General features: G+C 71.7%; 18 protein-coding genes. 8 read left to right on the top strand and 10 right to left on the bottom strand.

The genetic code is table 11. From position 1 onward, the window contains the following. Positions 1-11: 11 nt before the first annotated feature. Both QZL85_RS06425 and QZL85_RS06420 read right to left on the bottom strand, forming a co-directional pair. Positions 12-761, bottom strand: a complete 750-nt coding sequence (locus QZL85_RS06425) for a helix-turn-helix domain-containing protein (protein ID WP_295575072.1) — start codon at positions 759-761, stop codon at positions 12-14. Next, positions 754-2,235, bottom strand: coding sequence for an APC family permease (locus QZL85_RS06420; RefSeq protein ID WP_295575069.1), 1,482 nt, complete (start codon positions 2,233-2,235; stop codon positions 754-756). The genes QZL85_RS06425 and QZL85_RS06420 overlap by 8 nt, the downstream gene beginning before the upstream one ends. A 216-nt stretch (positions 2,236-2,451) precedes the next feature. Between QZL85_RS06420 and QZL85_RS06415 the strand changes: the two genes are divergently transcribed. From QZL85_RS06415 to QZL85_RS06400, 4 genes are all read left to right on the top strand, one after another. Beyond that, complete coding sequence (locus QZL85_RS06415; RefSeq protein WP_295575068.1) at positions 2,452-3,924, top strand: APC family permease; 1,473 nt, start codon at positions 2,452-2,454, stop codon at positions 3,922-3,924. 25 nt (positions 3,925-3,949) lie between these two features. Beyond that, positions 3,950-5,995 carry a primary-amine oxidase gene (locus tag QZL85_RS06410; RefSeq protein ID WP_295575067.1) on the top strand — a complete coding sequence of 682 codons (2,046 nt, stop codon included), beginning with the start codon at positions 3,950-3,952 and terminating at the stop codon, positions 5,993-5,995. 4 nt (positions 5,996-5,999) lie between these two features. Next, positions 6,000-6,515, top strand: coding sequence for a hypothetical protein (locus QZL85_RS06405; protein ID WP_295575065.1), 516 nt, complete (start codon positions 6,000-6,002; stop codon positions 6,513-6,515). Positions 6,516-6,595: 80 nt separating this feature from the next. Next, on the top strand, positions 6,596-7,618 hold the full coding sequence (locus QZL85_RS06400; RefSeq protein ID WP_295575064.1) for a zinc-binding dehydrogenase: 1,023 nt from the start codon (positions 6,596-6,598) through the stop codon (positions 7,616-7,618). A gap of 47 nt (positions 7,619-7,665) precedes the next feature. On the opposite strand, the gene QZL85_RS06395 is transcribed toward QZL85_RS06400, so the two are convergent. The 7 genes from QZL85_RS06395 to QZL85_RS06365 form a co-directional block, all read right to left on the bottom strand. Beyond that, the gene (locus tag QZL85_RS06395) at positions 7,666-8,514 is read right to left on the bottom strand and encodes an NAD(P)-dependent oxidoreductase (RefSeq protein WP_295575062.1); all 849 of its coding nucleotides are present in this window, start codon (positions 8,512-8,514) and stop codon (positions 7,666-7,668) included. A gap of 23 nt (positions 8,515-8,537) precedes the next feature. Further along, positions 8,538-9,551, bottom strand: coding sequence for a LacI family DNA-binding transcriptional regulator (locus QZL85_RS06390; protein ID WP_295575059.1), 1,014 nt, complete (start codon positions 9,549-9,551; stop codon positions 8,538-8,540). Beyond that, positions 9,548-11,065 carry a sugar ABC transporter ATP-binding protein gene (locus QZL85_RS06385; RefSeq protein ID WP_295575058.1) on the bottom strand — a complete coding sequence of 506 codons (1,518 nt, stop codon included), beginning with the start codon at positions 11,063-11,065 and terminating at the stop codon, positions 9,548-9,550. The genes QZL85_RS06390 and QZL85_RS06385 overlap by 4 nt, the downstream gene beginning before the upstream one ends. 44 nt (positions 11,066-11,109) lie before the next feature. Then, positions 11,110-12,132: an ABC transporter permease subunit gene (locus QZL85_RS06380; protein WP_295575057.1), complete on the bottom strand. Its 1,023-nt coding sequence runs from the start codon at positions 12,130-12,132 to the stop codon at positions 11,110-11,112. Next, entirely contained in the window at positions 12,129-13,172 is a 1,044-nt protein-coding gene (locus tag QZL85_RS06375; protein WP_295575056.1) for an ABC transporter permease, read from the bottom strand. The genes QZL85_RS06380 and QZL85_RS06375 overlap by 4 nt, the downstream gene beginning before the upstream one ends. Further along, positions 13,169-14,704: a sugar ABC transporter ATP-binding protein gene (locus QZL85_RS06370; RefSeq protein WP_295575053.1), complete on the bottom strand. Its 1,536-nt coding sequence runs from the start codon at positions 14,702-14,704 to the stop codon at positions 13,169-13,171. Before QZL85_RS06370 ends, QZL85_RS06375 begins: the two co-directional genes overlap by 4 nt. 97 nt (positions 14,705-14,801) lie before the next feature. Next, positions 14,802-15,782, bottom strand: coding sequence for an ABC transporter substrate-binding protein (locus QZL85_RS06365; protein WP_295575051.1), 981 nt, complete (start codon positions 15,780-15,782; stop codon positions 14,802-14,804). Between the two features lie 317 nt (positions 15,783-16,099). Between QZL85_RS06365 and QZL85_RS06360 the strand changes: the two genes are divergently transcribed. The 4 genes from QZL85_RS06360 to QZL85_RS06345 all read left to right on the top strand — a co-directional run bounded on the left by QZL85_RS06360 (position 16,100) and on the right by QZL85_RS06345 (position 21,246). Then, positions 16,100-17,089: a LacI family DNA-binding transcriptional regulator gene (locus QZL85_RS06360; protein WP_295575050.1), complete on the top strand. Its 990-nt coding sequence runs from the start codon at positions 16,100-16,102 to the stop codon at positions 17,087-17,089. An 82-nt stretch (positions 17,090-17,171) separates the two neighbouring features. Next, positions 17,172-18,764 carry a xylulokinase gene (locus tag QZL85_RS06355; protein ID WP_295575048.1) on the top strand — a complete coding sequence of 531 codons (1,593 nt, stop codon included), beginning with the start codon at positions 17,172-17,174 and terminating at the stop codon, positions 18,762-18,764. A 26-nt stretch (positions 18,765-18,790) separates the two neighbouring features. Further along, positions 18,791-20,293, top strand: coding sequence for an L-arabinose isomerase (gene araA, locus QZL85_RS06350; protein WP_295575046.1), 1,503 nt, complete (start codon positions 18,791-18,793; stop codon positions 20,291-20,293). After that, entirely contained in the window at positions 20,290-21,246 is a 957-nt protein-coding gene (locus tag QZL85_RS06345; protein ID WP_295575044.1) for an aldose 1-epimerase family protein, read from the top strand. Before araA ends, QZL85_RS06345 begins: the two co-directional genes overlap by 4 nt. 239 nt (positions 21,247-21,485) lie before the next feature. Here the strand turns inward: QZL85_RS06345 and QZL85_RS06340 are convergent, their stop codons facing one another. Continuing rightward, complete coding sequence (locus QZL85_RS06340) at positions 21,486-21,686, bottom strand: hypothetical protein (protein WP_295575042.1); 201 nt, start codon at positions 21,684-21,686, stop codon at positions 21,486-21,488. Positions 21,687-21,699: the final 13 nt, after the last annotated feature.

Below are 21,699 nucleotides of genomic sequence, written 5' to 3'. Positions count from 1 at the left end.
GGCCTCGCGGATCAGGTGATGAGGGGCCCGAGCTCGTGCGCCGCGGCCACGAGCACGGCGGCGGTCTCCGCCGGATCGTCCACGCGCCGCCGCGGGCCGGAGTACGCGAGGGCTCCCGCGAGCGCACCGGACGCATCGCGGATGGGCGCCGCCAGGCATCCCGATGTCGCACCGGCGCGACGGACGACCCCGTAGGCGCGAAGGTCCGCGGCGGCGTCCGGCGCGGCGGTCGGGTCGCCGTCGATCTCCCGCAGGAGGCCGAGCGCGAACCGGTCCGGCTCGCGCGCGAGGCGCTGCTCGTCGGAGAGCGGGAAGTCGGGGTCGGCGTCGGCCACGGCGATCCGACCCTCCGTGTACACGACGAGGTGGATGCCGCCGCGCACACGCCGGCGCGTCTCCTCCACGACGTCGCGCGCGGCCCGGGGGATCCGCACCGGGGCCGCCGCGGCGGCGAGATGGATGACTTTCGCGCCGAGCGCGAAGCCCGCGAGATCCGGCGTGCGGACGAGGTACTCGTCCTGGACCAGCAGGTTCAGCAGCCGGTAGGCGGTGGCGCGCGGCAGGCCCAGGGCGAGCGAGATCTCCCGCGCGGTGACGCCCGCGCCGAGCGCCGCGACGGCCTCGAGCACCGTGAGCGCGCTGTGGATCGCGCGCGGCTGCCGCGCGCTGAGCGTCGGCACGGCGCTCCCCGCCAGGCCACCCCCCGCCAGGCCGCCCCCCGCCGGGCCGCCGCCGGCCGCCTCGCCCGCCGTGTCATCCATCGCGGGCGACACCGCCGAGGACGTGGGAGGCGGTCGGCTCGTCGTACCCGCCGATCCCGTCGAGGCCGACGCCGCGGCGCAGCCGCCATGCGATCAGCGCTGCCGAGGCCGCGGCGAGGGCCAGCGAGATCCACACCCCGGGGTTGCCCTGCTGTGCTTCGACGACGAGGTACACGGCGAGGCATCCCACGATCGCGACCGCGGCCGTGACGGCGATGACGGCGGCCGCGATCGTCGTCTCCCCGATGCGGCGGAGGAACACCGGCGCCGCGACGCAGACGATCGCGTACGCCGCGATGTAGCCGACCGCGGAGATGACGATGACGGCGCCCATGGCATCCCACGGACGCACGCCCAGCGCGACGACGACGACCGGCAGCACCACGATCGCCCCGACGGTCGGCCACACGGCGCCGATCGGGGTGCGGTGCCGCGGGTGGGTGCGGCCGAGGAAACGCGGTCCGACTCCGTCGCGGCCCATCGCGAACAGCACGCGGGTCAGTGCCGTCGTCGAGGCGATCGCGCACGCGAGGAACGACGCCGCGATCCCGACGTCTGTCGCCGCGGCCCACGGCGCGAGCCCGAACGCGTCGGCGAGCTCGTCGATCGGCGCGGCGGAGGTCACGAGGTCGCCGCCGATCGCGGTGAAGCCGGCGACCTGCGTGTACGCGGCGAGCAGGTACAGGGCCCCCGTGACGAGCACCGTCCCCACGATCGCCCGCGGGATGTTGCGCAGCGGCGCACGCGCCTCGACCCCCAGCGTCGCGGAGCTCTCGAACCCCACGAACGCCGTGAGCGCCAGTACGGCCCCGGCGGCGACGGCCGAGGGCGACACCCCTCCCGTCGGGATCACCGCCGTCACGTCGAACGGTCCGATCTGCACGAGGAGGGCCGTCAGCAGCGTCACGATGAGGGCCACCGAGACCGCCTCGACGATGAGCGCGATGCGCGCCGAGAGGCGGATGCCGCGCACGAGCACGACCGCGAGCACCGCGGCCTCGCCCATGAGCGCGGTGATGGCCGTGAGCGGCGCGGGGACGCCGGGAAGGACCCGTCCGAGCAGCATGGAGAGGTAGTGCGCGCCGCCGAGCAGCGCGAAGACGGAGATGAAGGCGTACCCGATGATGATCGCGGCGCCCGTCGCGAGACCGGCCGCCGGCCCGAGGCCCCGCGCCGCGTAGGTGTAGAGCGATCCGCTCGCCGCGAGGCGCCGCGTGAACTGCGTGATCGTGCGGGCGACGAGCAGCGCCAGCACGGTGGCCAGGGCGACCGCCAGCAGCGTCGCGCCGCCGGCGGCACCCGCCACGAGCAGGATGACGGTGGTCGCGGCGGCGGCAGGCGCCACGGCGGCGACGGACTGCGCCAGGACGTCGGCGAACCCGACGGTCCGCCGCTCGAGGCCCTCCAGGGGGGAGGTGGCCGCGAAGTCGTGGACGGGGTCGGGTCGGGCGATCGCGCGCTCGAGAGCTGTCATGGGGCCTCCGCCTCTGGATCTGCGCGTGCGCCCGACGCTACCGAGCCGCCGTTGCCCCGTGACTACCGCCGTGTTTCGCGTTCGTGTCGCCCGAATGAGACAGCCCGGATGCGGCGTCCCGTTCGGGATGCGGCGAGGTTTCACGCGGCCGAGACGGCCGGGCAACGACGACGGTCCACGGTGGGGGAAACGTCCTGCCCGTCCGAAGGGAACCCCATGACCCAGCTCGAATCACCGGGAGTCGAGGCATCCGCGAAGCGGACGCTGTCGGGCTCCCTCGGCGCGACCGCCATCGTCTTCATGGTGGTCGCCGCCGCCTCGCCGCTCACCGTCATCGGCGGCGCCGCGCCGCTCGGCATCCTGCTCGGCAACGGCGCGGGGTTCCCGGCGCTGTACGCCATCAGCGCCGTCATCCTGCTCCTGTTCGCCGTCGGACTCGCGGCGATGTCGCGGCACATCCCCAAGCCCGGCGCGTTCTTCACCTACGTCGGCTACGGACTCGGGCGCTCCAACGGCCTGGCCGCGGCGTGGCTCGCGATGCTGACGTACACGACCATCCAGGTCTCGGTCTACGGCTACATCGGCTTCATCCTGAGCTACACCCTGGAGACCTACACCGCCATCGCCCTCCCGTGGTGGCTGTTCGCCCTCCTCGTCATCGGGCTCGTCGGCATCCTCGGCTACCGGCACATCGACCTCTCCAGCAAGGTGCTCGGCGTCCTGCTGATCGCCGAGGTCGGGATCGTCGCCGTGCTGGTCGCCGCGGTGGTCTTCTCCGGCGGCGCGGACGGACTGAGCCTCGCTCCGTTCGAGCCGGTCAACGTCGTCAGCGGCTCGCCGGGTGTCGGCCTCATGTTCGCGATCGCCGCGTTCATCGGCTTCGAGGCCACCGCGATCTTCCGGGACGAGGCGAAGGACCCCGACAAGACGATCCCGCGCGCGACCTACATGGCCGTCATCGGGATCGGCCTGTTCTACACGCTCGCGTCGTGGGGGCTCGTGATGGCGTGGGGTCCTGATGCCGTGCTCGACGAGGCCGCCGCAGACCCCGGCAGCCTCATCCTGCGGACGATGGCGACCTACCTCGGCGCGACCGGCGAGATCATCACGAACGTCCTCCTGATCACCTCGATGTTCGCGTGCGTGCTGTCCTTCCACAACGTCGTCACCCGGTACCAGCACTCGATGGCCGGTGCGGGCGTCCTGCCGGACAAGCTCGCATCCGTCCACCACGCGCACCTGTCGCCGCACGTGTCCTCGATCGTGCAGACGCTGACCTCGGTCGTCCTCATCGCCGTGTTCGCGCTGTTCCAGCTCGACCCCGTGCTCGCCGTCTTCACCTGGTTCGCCGGGGTCGCCACCCTCGCGATCGCGATCCTCATGGCGCTCACCTCGGTCGCCGTCATCGTCTACTTCGTGAAGACGCGGAAGGACACCCGCCTCTGGAACACCGTCGTGGCGCCGGGTCTCGGCTTCGTCGGGCTCGTGCTCTCGGCGGCGCTCATCGTCGCGTACTTCCCGATCATGGTGGGCGACGTGGATGCCGAGGGCAGCCCCGTCTTCGGGGGCCTGAGCTGGTTCCTGCTCGCCCTCGTCGTCGCCTTCCCCGTCGCCGGCTACCTGCAGGCGGCGTGGATCAAGGCCCGCCGACCCGCCGCCTACGCCAAGCTCACCGACTCGATCGCCTGACGTCCCACTGCAAGGAGAACCACCCATGAGCATCACCGACATCCAGCCCACCACCGCCCCGACCCCGCCGGCAGCCCCCGCGCACCCGCTGTCCTCGCTGACGGCGGCCGAGATCGAGGCCGTCCGCGCCGTCGTCCTGGCGCTTCCCGAGACGACCGACCGCACGCGGTTCGCCTACGTCGGGCTCGAGGAGCCGCACAAGGTCGAGATCCTCGCGTGGGAGGCGGGAGGGGAGCTTCCCGAGCGCCTCGCCCGCGTCCAGCTGCTCGACCTGACGACGACGCGCTCCTCCGACCTCGTCGTCTCCCTCGCGACCGGCGCCGTCGTCAGCGAGACGGTCCTCGACGGCACGGCCGGGCAGCTGCCGATCCTCGACGCCGAGTTCGAGGAGGTCGAGCTGATCGCGAATGCGGACGCCGGCTGGGTCGCGGCGCTCGCCGCCCGCGGCCTCACGACCGCCGACGTCGTGCTCGTTCCGCTGTCCGCCGGGCACTACGGCTACCCGGAGGAGGAGGGCCGCCGCATCCTCCGGACGTTCGCGTTCCAGCAGTTCCACCCCGCCGACCACCCCTGGGCGCACCCCGTCGACGGCCTCACGGCGTACATCGACGTCGCGGACCGCTCGGTCATCCGCATCGTCGACACCCCCGGGTTCGAGGTGCCGCAGACGAGCGGCAACTACGACGACCCCGCACTGCAGGGGGCACCGCTGGAGGGCCTCAAGCCCATCGTCATCACCCAGCCGGAGGGGGCGAGCTTCACGGTCGACGGCGAGCACGTGACCTGGGGCGAGTGGGATCTGCGCATCGGGTTCGACACGCGGGAGGGGCTGATCCTGCGTCAGCTCACCTTCGCGGGGCGCCCCGTCATGTACCGCGGCTCGATCAGCGAGATGGTCGTGCCGTACGCCGACCCGGCGCCGAACCGGTTCTGGCAGAACTACTTCGACACGGGCGAGTACCTCTTCGGGCGGTACACGAACGAACTCGAGCTGGGCTGCGACTGCGTCGGCGACATCACCTACCTCGACGCCGTGCTGGCCGACGAGCTCGGCTCGCCGCGCACCGTCCGCAACGGCGTGTGCATGCACGAGGAGGACTTCGGCTCGCTCTGGAAGCACACCGACATCTTCACGGGGGCGAGCGAAGTCCGCCGCCAGCGCCGCCTCGTCATCTCGTTCTTCACGACGGTCGGCAACTACGACTACGGGTTCTTCTGGTACCTCTACCTCGACGGCACGATCGAGTGCGAGGCGAAGCTCACCGGCATCCTGTTCACGTCGTCCTACCCGGGCGAGGACTACGCGTTCGCCTCGCAGGTCGCGCCCGGACTCGGCGCACCGTACCACCAGCACCTGTTCTCTGCCCGCCTGGACATGACCGTCGACGGCCTCGCCAACGTCGTGAACGAGATCGACGCGGTCCGCGTGCCGATCTCGGACGTCAACCCGGCCGGCAACGCCTTCACGAAGCAGGTCACGCCGATCACTTCCGAGCTGGTGTCGGGCCGCCTCGCGGACGGCGCCGCGAACCGCGTGTGGCAGATCGCCTCGACCGAGAAGACGACGTCGATGGGGCAGCCCACCTCGTACGTGCTCTTCCCGACCGAGACGCCCGTGCTGCTCGCCGACGACGCGTCGTCGATCGCCTCGCGGGCCGCATTCGCGACGAAGAACCTGTTCGTCACGAAGTACGACCCCGCCGAGCGCTACGCGGCCGGCGACTTCGTGAACCAGCATCCGGGCGGCGGCGGCATCCCCGCCTTCATCGCGGGCGACGAGCCGCTCGTCGGCGAGGACCTCGTGCTGTGGCACACGTTCGGCTTGACGCACTTCCCGCGCAACGAGGACTGGCCGGTCATGCCGATGGACTACGCCAAGTTCACGCTGAAGCCGTACAACTTCTTCGAGCGCAACCCCACATTGAACGTTCCGGCGCCGGTCTCCGACCACTGCTCGGCGGGCACGGCGGGTTCGCACGCCGTCGCCGGCGACCACGACCACCACGCCGGTCACGGGTCGCACGATCACGCCGGTCACGGGTCGCACGATCACGGCGCGCACGGCCACTGAGCGCATGGCCGACCTGCTCCACCTCTGGGCGCTCGCGCCCGCCACGCTCGGCGCGTGCTGTGTCGCCGCCGACCGGGGGCGGGCGCGGGCGCCCGAGCTCGCGGCATCCGTCCTGATGGTGCTCGCCATGGCGGATGCCGCGACCGGCTCTCGCATGCTCGCGCCGGTCCTCTGCGCGGCGCTGCTCGTCGTCGCCGCGATGGCCCTCGCGGCCGTGCGCGGTCGGCGCCGGTCCGCCGCGGCGCATCCCGCGCCGGCGATGAGCGTCATGACGACCCTCGGGCTCGTCGTGATGGCCGCACTCACCGTCGCGATGGGCGTCCACGGAGCGGGCCACGCCACCGGACACGCGCACGGCGTCGGCGCTCCCGGCCTCGCGCTGGGCGTCGGCGCCGTCACGGCCGCCTACGTCGGCGCCGCGGGCGTCCTCGCGGTGCGCGGGATGCCGCGGCTGGACCGCGTCCAATACGCGGCGATGGGCGCGTCGACCCTGCTCATGGGGCTCGCGGCCCTCGTCTGAGGCGACGTGACTCCGCCCGCACCCCCGCGGGGAGGGAACCCCGCGGCCCACCGCCCCACCATCCGTAGTTGAATCGGACCATGCGAGCCACCCACATGTTCGGCGCGGGCGACGTCCGCGTCGTCGACGCCCCCGACCCGACCATCGAGCAGCCCACCGACGCCGTCCTCCGTGTCGCGGCGGCGTGCGTCTGCGGCAGCGACCTGCACCCGTTCCACTCGATGCCGGTGCGCGAGCGCGGCTACCCGATGGGCCACGAGATGATCGGGGTCGTCGAGGAGATCGGCTCCGACGTCGCCACCGTGGGGCCCGGCGACGTCGTCATCGTGCCGTTCGTGTGGTCGTGCGGCCGGTGCGACTTCTGCCTCGAAGGCCTGCAGACCTCGTGCCGCTTCGGACGCCAGCGCACGGGCGGCGCGCAGGCGGAGTACCGGCGGGCACCGCTGGCCGACGGGACGCTGTACCGCCTCGACGTCGACGAGAGCGACGAGCGGATCCCGGGGCTCCTGACCCTCAGCGACGTCTACGGCACCGGCTACCACGCGGCCCTCACCGGCGGCGCCGCGCCCGGCGCGACCGTCGCGGTCATCGGGGACGGGGCCGTCGGGCTCCTCGCGGTGCTCTCCGCACGGCAGCTCGGCGCTGAGCGCATCATCCTCATGGGCCGCCACGAGGCGCGCACCGACCTCGGTCGCCGCTACGGCGCGACCGACGTCGTGGCGGCGCGCGGCGACGAGGGCATCGCGGCGGTCCGCGATCTCACCGGCGGCGACGGTGCGCACGTCGTGGTGGATGCCGTGGGCCACCTGCCCGCCTACGAGCAGGCGATCGGCATCGTCCGCGACGGCGGAGCGGTCAGCCGCGTCGGCGTCCCGCAGTACGAGACGGGGCCCATCGGCCGTGCGCAGTTCGAGCGCAACATCACGATCACGGGCGGCGTCGCGCCCGTCCGGGCCTACATCGACCGCCTGCTGCCGGGCGTGCTCGACGGCTCGGTCGACCCCGGCGCCGTGTTCGACCGGGAGGTCGGGCTCGAGGACATCCCGGAGGCCTACCGCCTGATGGACGCGCGCGAGGCGCTCAAGGTCCTCGTCCGGCCCTGAGCCGCGGCATCCCTCAACGGACCGGCACGCTCGCGCCCCTCAGCCGCTCAGCCCCGCGGGTCCCGCCAGGAGTGCCGCGGCTCGTATCCGAGCAGCCGTCGCGCCTTCGCCGTCGAGAACAGCGAGTCGTTGACGCCCACTTCCCCGCGCACCTCGACGTCCGGGAACACCTCGGCGATCAGCTCGGCGTTCGGGCGGGTCATGACGGTGTCGGCCGCCGCGATGAGGAAGCGGTCGAAACCGGGCGGAGCGACCTCGAGAGCGCGCAGGATGGCCTGCGCGCCGTCGCGCGCGTCGATGTAGCTCCACAGGTTCCACTTGCGCCCGCGCACGTCGGCCTCGAAGGCCGGGAAGTCGGCATAGTCGTCCGGGACCATGACGTTGGAGAAGCGCAACGCGGTGATCGATGCGTCCGGATGCCACCGCACGAGCTCGATCGCCAGCTGCTCCTCGAGATGCTTGACGAGGGAGTACACCGACTCCGGACGCGCGGGGTAGTCCTCGTCGACGGGCACATACGGCGGAGGCACGTCGAACGGCAGACCCTGCACGGTCTCGCTCGACGCGTACACGATCCGCGTGATGCCCAGACGCAGCGCCGCCCAGAAGACGTTGAACGTCACTGTGATGTTGTTGTGGAACGTCGCGACATCGGCGCGGATGCCGGGGGCCGGGATCGCCGCGAGGTGCACGAGCGCGTCGATCCCGTCGTGCCGGTCGCCGACGGCCGTCAGCGCGTCGATCACCTGCCCGTAGTCGGCGAGGTCGACCTGGACGAATCCCGGGCCGCGCGTGCCCACGACGTCGAGACCGATCACCTCGTGGCCGGCTTCCCGCAGCTCGTGGACGACGACGATTCCCAGTTTGCCGGAGGACCCGGTGACGGCGATGCGCATATGCCCAGCGTGGCACGCCGCGGCTAGGGGAGGGGCCGCGTCGACTCCCGCACGATGAGGTGGGTGGCGATGGGGGTGTCCTCGGTCAGCTCGTCGGGCTCCTCGACCGCGAGCAGCACCTTCTGCATCATCAGCTCGCCGAGCGCCTGGAAGTCCTGCCGCACGGTCGTCAGCGGCGGGAGGAGGTACGGAGCCTCGGGCACGTCGTCGAAGCCGACGACGCCGACATCCTGCGGCACCCGCAGGCCGCGCTGGCGGAGCGCCGAGAGCAGCCCGATGGCCATGTGATCGTTGCCCGCGAACACCGCCGTCCCGGGATCCACGTCGAGCGTGCCGCCGAGGGCGAATCCGCTGGCGGCCGACCAGTCGCCGTGCGGCGGGTCGACGGCCTCGAGGCGACGGGCGGCGAGCTCGTCGCGCCAGCCGCGGATGCGCTCGAGGGCGTCCGGGTTCTGCGCGGGACCGGCCAGGTGCAGGATGCGGGTGTGTCCGAGCTCCGCGAGGTGTCGCACCGCCGCCCGCGCCCCCCGGTACTGGTCGATCGACACGAGACTCGGATGGCGGCGCTGGGTGGCGGCTGCGGCGACCACGGGGATGCTGAGCTCGATCCCGCGGACCACTTCGAGCACGCCCACGTCGTTGACGATGAGCACGATCGCATCCACGCGCTGGCGGAGCAGGCCCTCGATGACGGCGCGCACGCTCGCCGCGTCGCCGTCCGGCGATCGCACGGCATCCACGGAGTAGCGGGCCACGCGCGCGGCGAGGTTGAAGTGCATGGCGATGGAGGTCGGGCCGAAGTCGGCGGTGACCGGCGTGATGAGGCCGATCGTGCGGGAGCGGCGGGTGACGAGGGCGCGGGCAGCCGGCGACGGGCTGTAGCGCAGCTGCGCGATCGCCTGCTCCACCCGGGCGCGGGTCGCGGGGCGCACGTTGGGCAGGTCGTTGAGCACCCGCGAGACCGTCTGATGCGAGACGCCCGCGAGGCGCGCGACATCGAAGATGTTGGCGGCGCGGCCGCCGCGCTCCTCGCTCACTCGGCATCCTCCGGCTGGGCGACGAGGGCCAGCACGGCGTCGACGCTGAGTCCGTCGGCCGACAGCGTGTCGACGACGCGCCCCTCGCGCAGGACGACGACCCGGTGTCCGACGCGCACGACCTCCTCCAGCTCGGCCGAGATGAACACGACCGACAGTCCGTTGTCGGCGAACTCGCCCACGAGCTTCTGGATCTCGACCTTCGCGCCGACGTCGATGCCGCGCGTCGGCTCGTCGAGCACGAGGACGCGCGGCGACAGCGCCAGCAGGCGGGCGAGGAGGAGCTTCTGCTGGTTGCCGCCGGAGAGGGTGCCGGCCGGGCGGTCGAGGTCGGGCGGGCGGAGATCGAGCGCCTCGACCCAGCTCGCGGCGAGCTCGCGCTGCCGCGCCGGGGAGAGCTTCCGGAGGGCTCCGCGCTGCGCCTGCAGGGCGAGGATGATGTTCTCCTGCACCGTCAGATCGCTGATGATCCCCTCGGTGCGCCGGTTCTCCGAGGAGTACACGATGCCCATGGTCATCGCGGCTCGGGGGCTCCCCGGCGCGGTCGTGTGGCCCTCGATGCGCAGGATGCCGGCATCGAGGCGGTCGACGCCGGTGAGGGCACGAGCGAGTTCGGTGCGGCCCGAGCCGAGCAGCCCCGCGACGCCGAGCACCTCCCCCTCGTACAGATCGACGTCCGCGTCGACGATCCCGCGGCCGGCGGAGATCCCCCGTGCGCTGAGCGTGACCGGCGGCCGCGGGCCGTCGGCGTCGGCCGCACGCACGGCGTCCTCGAGCTGCTCCGCGCTCCGCCCGAGCATCGCCTGCACGAGGTCGATCCGCAGCAGTTCGCGGATGAGGTACTCCCCGACGAGGCGGCCGTCGCGCAGCACCGTCACGCGGTCGCACAGCTCGTACACCTGGTCGAGGAAGTGCGAGATGAACAGGATGGCGACGCCGCGGTCGGCAAGGCTCCGCACGATGCGGAACAGCTCGGCGACCTCGTCGACGTCGAGGCTGGAGGTGGGTTCGTCGAGGATCAGCACCTTCACGTCGGTGGAGATCGCGCGCGCGATCGCGACCAGCTGCTGGACGGCGACGGAGTGGGTGCCGAGGATCGAGGCGGGATCGATGTCCAGGCCCAGATCGGCGAGGACGTCGTGGGCCTGCGTGCGCATGGCCGGCCAGTCGATGCGCCCGCGCTTGCGGGGCTCGCGGCCCAGGGAGATGTTCTCGGCGACAGAGATGTTCGGCAGCAGATCGATCTCCTGATAGACCGTGCTGATCCCGGCGCGCAGCGCGTCGAACGGCTGGGTGAAGCGGACCTCCGCGCCGTCGAGGGTGAGGACTCCCTCGTCGAGGGGGTGCACGCCGCTGATGGCCTTGACGAGCGTGGACTTGCCGGCGCCGTTCTCGCCCATGAGCGAGTGCACCTCGCCGGGGAACAGCCGGAAGTCCACGCCGTCGATCGCGGCGTCGGCTCCGAACCGCACGGTGGCGCCCGTGAGCTGCAGCAGCGGCCGTGGCTCGTCCATCAGGTCATTATCCCGGTGCCGGACGGCGCACCGTCGGCAGCCATCTAGGTGCGTCGCTGGGAGCGCGCCACGATGACGCGCTGCACGACCACGAACACGAGCAGGATGCCGCCGATGATGATCTGCATCCACGACTGCTCGGCGCCCATGAACGAGATGATCTTCTTGATGGTCCCGTAGACGAGCACGCCGATCAGCGAGCCCAGCACATAGCCGGTGCCCCCCGTGAGCAGGGTGCCCCCGATCACGACCGCCGCGATGGCATCCAACTCGGTCCCGATGCCGTTGCGGGGGTAACCGGCTCCCGAGTACGCCGTCAGCAGCACGCCGGCGAGGCCGCCGCAGACGCCGCTGATGACGTAGACGAGGATCTTCGTGCGCGCCACCTTCAGGCCCATGAGGCGGGCGGACTGCTCGCCGCCGCCGATCGCGTAGACGGTGCGGCCGAAGCGCGTCCAGTGCAGGACGTAGAACGCGATGGCGACCGTGAGCAGGGCGATGATGCCCGTGGGGGTGATGTACCAGCCGGCGACGGCGAGGCGGGTGCGCTGCAGCCACAGCACGATCGGGTCCTCCACACGGATCGAGGCGAGGCTCACGACGAACGCGAGACCGCGTGCCAAGAACAGGCCCGCGAGCGACGCGATGAACGGCTGGACGTCGAAGTAGTGCACCAGGATGCCGATCACGAGACCGATCGCGGCTCCTCCGGCCAGCACGATCGGGATCACGACGACGGCGGGGAGGCCCTGCGAGAGGAGGCTCGCGCCGAGGATGCCGGTGAAGGCCATGACGGACCCGACGGACAGGTCGATCCCCCCGGTCAGGATCACGAACGTCATGCCGACGGCGAGGACGAGCAGGTACGCGTTGTCCAGCAGCAGCGCCGAGAGGTTGCCCGGCGTGAGGAAGTTCGAGAACCGCATCTGCGCGCCGACGAGGAGCGCGACGAGGATCACGACGGCCGCGAACGTCGGCATGAGCGACGAGTGCCGGCTCATGAACGTGCTGTACCGGGAGGGCGAGGCCGCCCCCGCGCGGGTGGGTGATTCCAGGGTCGACGTCATGACGCCACCTCCGCCGTGGTCGGGTCCGCCGCACGCCGCGAGCGCGCGGAGACGAGCTGCCGCACGGCGTGATGCAGTCGCGGCGATTGGATGACGACGACCACCGCGACCACGATCGCGAAGAACACGGGGCTCTGCGCCGGCGGGACGCCCAGGAAGAGGATGGTCTTGTCGAGGGTCTGGATGATGAGGACGCCGACGACGGTGCCGGCGATCGAGAACTTCCCGCCCATGAGCGACGTGCCGCCGAGCACCACCGCCAGGATGGCGTACAGCTCGATGAAGAGACCGGCCGCGTTCGCATCGGCCGCCCGGATGTTCGCGCTGTAGATGATGCCCGCGATTCCCGCGAGGAAGGCGCTCAGCGCGTAGGCGCCGAAGATGATGCCCCGTGCCCGGACGCCGGCCAGGCGGCTGGCCTCGGGATTGATCCCGACCGCCTCCGTGAGCAGGCCCAGCGCGGTGCGGCGTTCGACGAGCGAGACGGCGAAGACGGCGACGAGCGCGAGGAGGAAGGCGACCGGGAGGCAGAAGAGGTAACCGGTCGCGAGGAACGAATAGGGCGCGCTGTTGACCGTCGTGATGAAGCCCTCCGTGAACAGCAGCGCGACGCCGCGGCCGGCGAGCATGAGCACGAGCGTCGCGATGATGGGCTGGATGCCGACGACCGACACGAGCAGTCCGTTCCAGGCGCCGAGGGCGAGCGAGACCCCGAGCGCGGCGGCCACCGCGACGGCCACCGTCGCCGGGTCGCCGGGGTCGGGCGAGGCGTCGATGATCGTGAGGGCGACCGCGCCGGAGACGGCCATGACGGCGCCGACCGAGAGATCGATGCCCCGCGTCGCGATCACGACCGTCATGCCCAGCGCGACGAGCAGGAGCGGCGCGCTCGTGCGCAGGATGTCGATCGGTGTGCCGTAGAGCTGGCCGTCGCGCACCGTGATGGCGATGAACTGCGGCGAGGCGATCGTGTTGACCACGACCAGCGCGAGCAGCGCGACGAGCGGCCAGAAGAGTCGGTACCGCAGGAGCTTCTTCACGCTGCGCTCCCTTCTGCCTTGTTGGCGATGTAGTCGATGAGCCCATCGAGGTCTACGTCGTTCGAGTCGAGCTCGCCGATGCGGCGGCGGTCGCGCATCACGACGACCCGCTGCGCGAGGCGCAGGACCTCCTCGAGCTCGGAGGAGATGAAGACGACCGAGAGGCCCTGTTCGCTCAGCTCGGCCACCTTCCGCTGGATGTCGGCCTTCGCGCCGACGTCGATGCCGCGGGTGGGCTCGTCGAGGATGAGCAGCTCGGGTGCGGTGGCCAGCCACCGGCCGAGAAGCACCTTCTGCTGGTTGCCGCCGGAGAGATTGCCCGCGAGCATGTCGGGGTCGGCCGGGCGAACCCCGAGCGCGTCGATGTATTCGGACACGACCGCATCCTGTTCCGCGCGACCGACCTTGCGCAACGCGCCGCGGCGAGCCTGGATGCCGAGGACGATGTTCTCGGCCACGGTGAGGTCGGCGATGATGCCCTCGGCGCGCCGGTTCTCGGAGGAGAACGCGATCCCGTGCTCGATCGCCTGACGGGGAGAGGTGAGCCGCACCGCCGCCCCGGCGACGTCGGTCTGCCCCGAATCCGGGCGGTCGGCTCCGTACAGCAGGCGGACGAGTTCGGTGCGCCCGGAGCCCAGGAGCCCGGCGATGCCGACGACCTCGCCCTCGTAGATGTCGAGGTCGGCGGGCTCGAGGACGCCGCGGCGTCCGATGCCGCTCGCGCGCAGCACGGGCGTGCCGGAGCGGTCGATCGCGCGGGCGGACACGGCCGAGAGGGCGGCCAGATCGTCGAGCTCGCGCCCGATCATCTTCGTCACGAGGGCGTTGCGGGGGAGGTCGGCCACGGCGTACTCCCCGACGAGCGCGCCGTTGCGCAGCACCGTGATCCGGTCGGAGATCTCGTAGACCTGGTCGAGGAAGTGGCTGACGAACAGGATCGCGACGCCCTTGTCGCGGAGGTCGCGGATGACGGCGAAGAGCTGCTCCACCTCGCCGCGGTCGAGGCTGGAGGTGGGCTCGTCGAGGATGAGGACCTTCGCGTCGAGCACCATCGCGCGGCTGATGGCGACGAGCTGCTGGAGCGCGATGGAGTGGCTGGACAGGAGCGAGCGGGTGTCGATGGACTGCCCGAGGCTCTCGAGGTGCCCGGCGGCGGCACGGTGGGCGGCCTTCCAGTCGATCGTCCGGCCGCGGCGCGGCTCGTGGCCGAGCATGATGTTCTCGCCCACGGACAGATTGGGGGAGAGGTTGACCTCCTGGTACACCGTCGAGATGCCGGCGGACTGCGCGTCGGCGGTGGAGGCGAAGACGCGCTCCTGGCCGGACACCACGATGCGGCCGGCGTCGATCGGGTAGACGCCGGTGAGCGCCTTGATCAGCGTCGACTTGCCGGCGCCGTTCTCGCCCATGAGCGAGTGCACCTCCCCGGCACGCAGGGAGAAGTCGACGTCGTCGAGGGCGAGGACGCCCGGGAAGCGGATGGTGATGCCGGTCATCTCGACCACGGCTGTGCGGGGAGTGTCCGCGGGCATGGGGCGGAATCCTTCGTGTCGTGCGTCGGCACACCCGCCGGGGGAGTCGATCCTCCGGCGGGGTGCGTCCGCGTCGTCGGTCGTTCGAGGGCGGTGCTCAGTAGAGCCGGGAGTCGATGACCTCGGCGGCCTGTTCCGGCGTGAACGACTGGTCGGTCACGAAGTAGGTCTTCTCGACCGTCTTGTCATCCAGCACGTCCTTGACGATGCCGGCAGCCAGCTCGCCCAGCAGCGGGTTGCACTCGACGATGTAGTTGATCTTCCCGTCGATGAGCGCCAGCATCCCGTCCTTGACCGCGTCGATCGAGATGATCTTGATGTCCTCGCCGGGCTTCGCGCCCGCCGCCTCGATCGCCTCGATGGCGCCGAGCGCCATGTCGTCGTTGTGCGCGTAGACGAGGTCGATGCCGTCGACCCCGTACTTGCCGAGGAAGCCCTCCATGACCTTCTTGCCGCCGTCGCGCGTGAACTCGCCGGTCTGCGAGTCGATCTTCTCGATCTGCGTGCCTGCGATGGCCTCGTCGAATCCTTCGGCGCGGTCATTGGCGGGAGCCGATCCGGTGGTGCCCTCCAGGACGACCATCTTCGTGGCGGTGTCGCCGTACTGCTCGGCCGCCCACTCGCCGGCCGTCACGCCCTCCTTCTTGAAGTCCAGGCCCACCCAGCTGGCGAACAGATCGTCGGACGCGCTCACGGTGCGGTCCTCGAGGACGACGGGGATGCCGGCGTCCTTCGCCTCCTGCAGCACGTCGTCCCAGCCGTCGGTGACGATCGGTGCGATGACGATCGCGTCGACGCCCTGGTTGATGAAGTCGCGGACCGCGGCGATCTGCGCGGCCGGATCGTTGTCGGCGGCGTTGAAGACCAGGTCGAAGCCGTTCTCTGCCGAGAAGGCGGTCTTCATGGACTCGGTGTTCGCCGAGCGCCAGCCCGACTCCGATCCGGTCTGCGCGAAGCCCACCTTGATGGGGCCGTCTCCGTCGCCGTCCGCGCCCGGTTCCGCAGTGCCGGCGCAGCCGGTCGCGGTGAGTGCCAGTGCGCCCAGCAGGGCGAATCCGGCGAGAATGCGCTTGTTCATTCCCAGAACCTCCTCGTTCGGGACCGACGTCACGACGTCGGCGTCGTAGTGATCATGGACGGCGGGTGCGTCCGGTACCCCGAATGTTAGCCTTCACAATTCCAGGCCGCGCAAGATGTGAGCGATAACATTCTCGTAACGACGCGGTGATGCGGGCGGCCACACGGGCGGCATCCGAAGACCAAGCCGGTTCGCGTCGTGAGCGATAACATTCGTGCGCGTTTCTCGGTGGCGGGCGTCGCACCGCGCGGCGGTCGCCGTGTCGCATGCCCCGCCCACGGACGCCGCCGCCCGGTGCGGCCGGTAACCTCGGCCTCATGGGACAGCGGGCGGGAGCCGAGCGCGTGGGCATGCGCGAGGTCGCGGCGCGCGCCGGGGTCTCGACGCAGACCGTCTCGCGCGTGCTGAACGAGCACCCGCACATCCGCCCCGAGACCCGTGAGCGCGTCGAGCAGGCGATGGCCGAGCTCGGCTACCGCATGAACAATGCGGCCCGCGCCCTCGGCACCTCGACGACCCGCACGATCGGCGTGCTCGCCTCCGACTCCGAGCTGTTCGGCCCGGCGGCGGGCATCGCGGCGCTCGAGGCGGCGGCGCGCGTCGCCGGTCGATGGATCTCCACCGCGTATGCCGACGGCGCCGACCCCGCCGCCGTCGGCGCGGCCGTGGACCACCTCCTCGCACAGGGCGTCGACGGCATCGTCGTCGTCGCGCCGCACACCGCGACGCTGCAGACGCTCGGCGAGAGCGTGCAGGGCGTTCCTCTCGTCGTCCTGCAGGGCGGAGCGGGCGAGCAGCCCCAGATCGACGGTGCGGCGCTCGCGGTCGATCATCTCGCGCAGCTCGGCCACCGCCGGATCGCCCGGGTCGCCGGCCCCGCCGCATGGCACGAGGCGGGGCTGCGCGACCGCGGCATGGACGACGCCCTCGCCCGCCACGGACTGACCGGCGCCGGGCGGTGGGAGGGCGACTGGTCGGCGGCGAGCGGCGCCGCACTCGCCGCCGAGGTCGCCGCCGCCGTGCGCAGTCCGGGCGGCCCGACGGCGATCGCGGTCGCCAACGACCAGATGGCCCTCGGCCTGACCGCCGGCCTGTTCGACCTCGGAGTGCGCGTTCCGGCGGATGTCTCGATCACCGGCTTCGACGACAATCCGGATGCCGGCTTCTACCGGCCCGCCCTCACGACCGTGCGCCTCGACATCGCGGGGGAGGCTCGACGCTGCATCGGCGAGCTCGTGGCGCCGTCGGGCAACATCCCCGCCGCCGCTCCGCGGCTCGTCGTCCGGGAGTCCACCGCCCCGCGCTGACCCGTCGTGCCCGCCTCTGGCGCGCAGGTCGTGTTACCGGTAACATTGCGCACATCACCCGTCACGAACCAACGGAGGCACCGTGACCGCTGCATCGGCCGCACACGACGCGATCGTCGCGGGGCGCACGGCGCTCGGCATCGAACTTGGCTCCACCCGGATCAAGGCGTGCCTCGTCGACGCCGACGACCCGACGACCGTCCTCGCGGTCGGCGTGCACGAGTGGGAGAACGAATTCGCCGACCGGCTGTGGACGTACTCGCTGGATGCCGTCTGGTCGGGCCTGCGCACCGCGTACGCCGACCTCGTCTCCGACGTCGAGCGTCGCCACGACACGCGCCTGGCGACGGTCGGCGCGATCGGCGTCTCCGCGATGATGCACGGCTACCTCGCGTTCGACGGGGCGGGCGAGCTGCTCGTCCCGTTCCGCACGTGGCGCAACACCCACACGGGCGCCGCCGCAACCGAGCTCAGCGACCTCTTCGGCGTGAACATCCCGCTGCGCTGGTCGATCGCGCACCTCCGTCAGGCGGTGCTCGACGCCGAGCCGCACGTCGCCGACATCGCGTCCTGCACGACCCTCGCCGGGTACGTGCACAGCCGATTGACGGGCCGCGCGGTCCTCGGCGTCGGAGACGCCTCGGGGATGTTCCCGATCGACCCCGCGACGCGCGACTACGACGCCGAGCTCGTGCGCCGCTACGACGAGCTCGCCGCCGGCTCCACCGGGCCGCTCCGCGACCTGCTGCCCGCGGTGCTCGTCGCGGGGGCCGACGCCGGCGTGCTCACCCCCGAAGGCGCGGCCCTGCTCGATCCGAGCGGCGCCCTGCGCCCGGGGATCCCGTTCTGCCCGCCGGAGGGCGATGCGGGCACCGGCATGGTCGCGACCAACGCCGTCGCCCCGCGCACCGGGAACGTGAGCGCCGGGACGAGCATCTTCGCGATGGTCGTGCTCGAGCGGCCGCTCGACGAGGTGCACCACGAGCTGGATGTCGTCACGACGCCGGCCGGCGACCCCGTCGCGATGGTCCACTGCAACAACGGGGCGAGCGAGCTCGCGGCCTGGGCCGCACTCTTCGGCCGCTTCGCAGAGGCGTCCGGGTCGCAGGTCTCCTCCGACGCCGTCTTCGACGTGCTCTTCCGCGAGGCGCTCGACGGCGACGCGGATGCGGGCGGGCTCCTCGCCTACAACCACCTCGCCGGCGAGCCGATCGCGGGGCTCGCCGAGGGGCGGCCGCTCTTCGTCCGGACTCCGGACAGTCGACTGACCCTCGCGAACGTCATGCGCGCGCAGCTCTACGGCGTGTTCGGCACGCTCGCACTCGGCATGCGGGTGCTCGCCGATGAGTCGGTCGCCCTCGACCGGATGACCGCGCACGGCGGACTCTTCCGTACCGCCGGCGTCGCGCAGCGCTTCCTCGCCGGAGCGCTCGACGCCCCGGTCGCCGTCGGCGAGACGGCATCCGAGGGCGGAGCGTGGGGGATCGCGGTCCTCGCCGCCTTCCGCCGCGTCGGCGGCGGCGACCTCGGCGCCTACCTCGACGGCCGGGTGTTCGCGGGCGCGCCGATCACGGTCGCCGATCCTGACCCTGCCGACGTCGCCGGCTTCACCGCCTACCTCGACCGCTACCGCGCCGGGCTCGCCGTCGAGGCGGCCGCCGTGGCATCCCTCTGACTCCACCCCATATCGAAGGAACACCGATGCCCCTCTCCTCCTCCCTCGACGGCTACACCGTCTGGTTCGTCACCGGCAGCCAGAACCTCTACGGCGACGAGACGCTGCGCCAGGTCGCCGAGCAGTCCCAGCAGGTCGTCGCCGGACTCGACGGCCTCCCCGTCCGCGTCGAGTGGAAGCCGGTCCTGAAGGATGCGGACTCCATCCGCCGCCTCGCGCTCGAGGCGAATGCCGACGACAGCGTCATCGGCGTCATGGCGTGGATGCACACCTTCAGCCCCGCCAAGATGTGGATCGCCGGTCTCGACGCGCTGCAGAAGCCGCTCCTGCACCTGCACACGCAGGCGAACGTCGAACTGCCGTGGGCCGACATCGACTTCGATTTCATGAACCTCAACCAGGCCGCGCACGGCGACCGCGAGTTCGGCTACATCCAGACCCGCCTGGGCATCCCCCGCAAGACGGTCGTCGGCCACGTGTCGAACCCCGTCGTCCGGCAGCAGGTCGAGGACTGGCAGCGTGCCGCGGCGGGCCGTCAGGCCGCGCGCACGCTCAAGCTCGCCCGCTTCGGCGACAACATGCGCTACGTCGCCGTCACCGAGGGCGACAAGACCGAGGCCGAGCTGCGCTTCGGCGTGCAGGTGAACACGTGGGGCGTCAACGATCTGGCGGATGCCGTGGCACGGGCCACCGACGCGCAGGTCGACGCGCTCGTCGAGGAGTACCTCGCGGCGTACGAGATCGCGGACGAGCTCCTGCCGGGCGCGGAGCGGCACCAGTCGCTGCGTGACGGCGCCGCGATCGAGGTCGGACTGCGCTCGTTCCTGGAGGCCGGCGGCTTCGGCGCGTTCACGACCTCGTTCGAAGACCTCGGCGCGCTGAAGCAGCTGCCCGGACTCGCGGTCCAGCGGCTCATGGCCGAGGGCTACGGCTTCGGCGCGGAGGGCGACTGGAAGACCGCGATCCTCGTCCGCGTCGCGAACGTCATGGGCGCGGGCCTCCCCGGCGGGGCCAGCCTCATGGAGGACTACACCTACGACCTCGTCGCGGGCGACGAGAAGATCCTGGGCGCCCACATGCTCGAGGTCGCGCCGTCGCTGACGACCGCGAAGCCGCGACTGGAGATCCACCCGCTCGGCATCGGCGGCAAGGACGACCCGGTGCGCCTCGTCTTCACCGCCGACCCGGGGCCCGCCCTCGTTGTCGCGATGAGCGACATGCGCGACCGGTTCCGGCTCGTCGCGAACGTCGTCGAGAACGTCGAAGCGCCCGACCTCCCGCAGCTGCCGGTGGGCCGGGCCGTGTGGAAGCCGGCGCCCGACTTCGCGACGTCCGCGGCGTGCTGGCTGAGCGCCGGCGCCGCGCACCATACGGTGATGACGACGGCCGTCGGGATCGAAGTGTTCCGTGACTTCGCGGAGATGGCCGGGACGGAGCTCCTGGTGATCGACGAGGACACGACGGTGCGCGGCTTCCAGAAGGAGCTGCGCTGGAACCAGGCCTACTGGCGTCTGGCGCAGGGCCTGTGAGTCCGGCGCCCGACCCCGTCTCCGGCACGCCGTACGAGCTGCGGTCCGGCGAGTACGCCGCGACCGTCGCGAGCATCGGCGCGTCGCTGCGACGCCTGACCCACGCCGGCCGCGACCTCGTCGTGGCGTACGGCGCGGACGAGGTGCGTCCCGGCTTCCGCGGCGCGACCCTCGCGCCGTGGCCGAACCGGGTCGTGGACGGCCGGTACACCTTCGACAGCACGACGTATCAGACGGCGCTCACCGAGCCCGAGCGCGCGCACGCGCTGCACGGGCTCGTCGCGTGGCTCGACTTCGGCCTCGTGTCGCAGAGCGAGGACGAGGTGACGCTGGCGACGGAGATCGTTCCGCAGACCGGATACCCGTGGCGCCTGCGCGTCGAGACCACCTACCGCATCGACGAGGCCGGGCTCACCCAGACGGTCCGGGCGACCAACCTGAGCACCGGAACGGCGCCCTTCGGCACCGGCCCGCACCCGTACCTCGTGGCCGGACCGAGCGGTTTGGACGCCTGGTCGCTCGAGCTGCCCGCCGCGGAGGTGCTCGAGGTCACGCCGGACCGGCTCGCCCCCGTCGCCGTGCACCCCGTGGACGAGTTCGATGCGGAGCGATTCGACTTCCGCGCCGCCCGCGTGCTGGGCGCCGTGGAGATCGACCACGCCTACACCGGGCTGTCGCGAGACGAGCAGGGGACGGCGACGGTGCGCGTCACCGATCCCGCCGGCGGTGGGGTCCAGATGACCTGGGGTGCGGACTGCCCGTGGGTGCAGGTGCACACGGCCGATCTTCCCGGCGGACCCGCGCAGCCGGGGCACCGCGGCGGGCTGGCCGTCGAGCCGATGACGTGCGCGCCGGACGCGTTCAACGCCGCCCGGTACGACTACGACGCGGGTCTGGTCGCCGTCGCGCCGGGTGCCACGGCGTCGGCGTCCTGGCGGATCTCCGCGCTCTGAGCACGGTCCCCGCCACCGGCGGGGGAGACCAATGGTCACGGGGAGAGGCCGGCGGGCCGCGCCGGTCGCTCCATCCCCGTGACCATTCTCGCGTCGAAGCGAGCCCGACGAACCGTGTAACACTTCCCCCCAGAAGCGAAACGCAGACCTCGTCATCGGGTGTTCGGAGCCCTCATCCGATCGGATGGGGCATTCAGAAGGCCCCGAGTCTCAGCTCGAGGCCCTCCGGGTCGGTGGTGTCACTCGTCGCCGCGCAGCTTCTCCTTGAGCTCGTTGCGCTGCTCGACGGAATCCTTCTCGGCCTCGGCCTTCTTCAGGTTCGCGTCGGCCTTCATCTCGTCGACCTTGTCGCCGATGCGATCGGCGGTGTCTTCCCACGCGTCTCCGGCCTTGCGGCCGGCGGTCTCTGCGACCTCTTTCGCGTCATCCAGGAATCCCATGTCGCTCTCCTTT

Source organism: uncultured Microbacterium sp. (assembly GCF_900078385.1).
Classification (GTDB): Bacteria; Actinomycetota; Actinomycetes; order Actinomycetales; family Microbacteriaceae; genus Microbacterium.
This window is presented reverse-complemented; position numbering and strand designations above follow the sequence as displayed.